The sequence below is a fragment of the Desulfonatronospira sp. MSAO_Bac3 genome (assembly GCF_003838035.1).
Classification (GTDB): Bacteria; Desulfobacterota; Desulfovibrionia; order Desulfovibrionales; family Desulfonatronovibrionaceae; genus Desulfonatronospira; species Desulfonatronospira thiodismutans.
In genome coordinates, this window is record NZ_QYZY01000098.1 from 1 (window position 1) to 1,404 (window position 1,404).

Annotated in this window: 1 protein-coding gene; it reads left to right on the forward strand. The window is 55.2% G+C overall.

The window, feature by feature from the left end:
- Nucleotides 1–1,241: IMP dehydrogenase (gene guaB / locus D5S03_RS03485; RefSeq protein WP_287042687.1), on the forward strand; the 1,241-nt coding region annotated here is incomplete at its 5' end.
- Between the last annotated feature and the right edge of the window lie 163 nt (nucleotides 1,242–1,404).

Below are 1,404 nucleotides of genomic sequence, written 5' to 3' on the forward strand. Positions count from 1 at the left end.
ACATGAGCATCGAGGAGCAGCGCCAGGAGGTAGAGCGGGTAAAAAAATCCGAGAGCGGCATGATTGTCGATCCGGTCACTGTACGTCCGGGCGATGACGTGGAAACCGTATTGCGACTCATGTCCGAGTACCGTATTTCTGGTTTGCCTGTGGAGGAAGAAGGCCGGCTGGTTGGCATTGTCACCAACCGTGACGTACGCTTTGTAAGCGATCTCAGGACCAGGGTGGACCAGGTCATGACCAGCGGCAACCTGGTTACTGTCCCGGTGGGTACGACCCTGCTGGAAGCCAAGGAGATTCTGCAGAAGAACAAGATTGAGAAGCTCCTGGTGGTGGAAAACGGAGGCAAGCTAAAAGGGCTTATAACCATAAAGGATATTGAGAAAATCAAGAAGTATCCCAATGCCTGCAAGGATGAAATGGGCAGGCTCAGAGTGGGAGCAGCCGTAGGCACAGGCGAGGACAAGATGGCCAGGGTGGAGGCTCTCGTCAAGGCCGGTTCGGATTTTATAGTTCTTGATTCGGCGCATGGTCATTCCAGAAATATCATTCAGGGCATCAGAGATATCAAGGCTTCTTATCCGGACTGTCAGCTCATCGCTGGAAATGTGGCCACCTACGAGGGAGCAAAAGCCCTGGTGGATGCGGGAGTGGATGCGGTAAAGGTGGGTATCGGCCCGGGCTCCATCTGCACCACCAGGGTGGTGGCCGGAGTGGGGGTGCCCCAGGTGACTGCGGTCATGGAGTGCACCAGGGCCTGCCGGGAAAAGGGCTGCTGCGTAATTGCCGATGGCGGGGTCAAGTTCTCCGGGGACGTGATCAAGGCCCTGGTGGCGGGAGCCGATACCGTGATGATGGGCAGTATGCTGGCCGGGACCACAGAAAGCCCGGGAGAGACCATTCTTTACCAGGGCCGTACGTATAAGATTTACCGTGGCATGGGTTCTATAGACGCCATGCGCGATGGCAGCAGCGACCGTTATTTTCAGGAAAAAAGCAGCAAGCTTGTACCTGAAGGCATTGTGGGACGGGTGCCTTTCAAGGGTCCTGCCGGAGATACCGTGTACCAGCTCATAGGCGGCGTGCAGTCCGGCATGGGTTATCTGGGTTGCGCCACTGTTCAGGAACTGCATGAAAAGGGGCGTTTCCTGACCATGACCCCGGCAGGCTACCGTGAAAGCCACGTGCACGACGTAATCATCACCAAGGAAGCCCCCAACTACCGTATAGAGAACTATTAAGACGAAGGCTGCGGTCCGCCGGAACTGTTTGCCCGGCGCGACAGGCATAAAATTCTTCACGAGGCATAAAGGGCATGCAAGTTCAAAACAAAGTCATTATTCTGGATTTCGGTTCCCAGTATACCCAGCTTATTGCCAGAAGAATCCGGGAATCCGGGATATA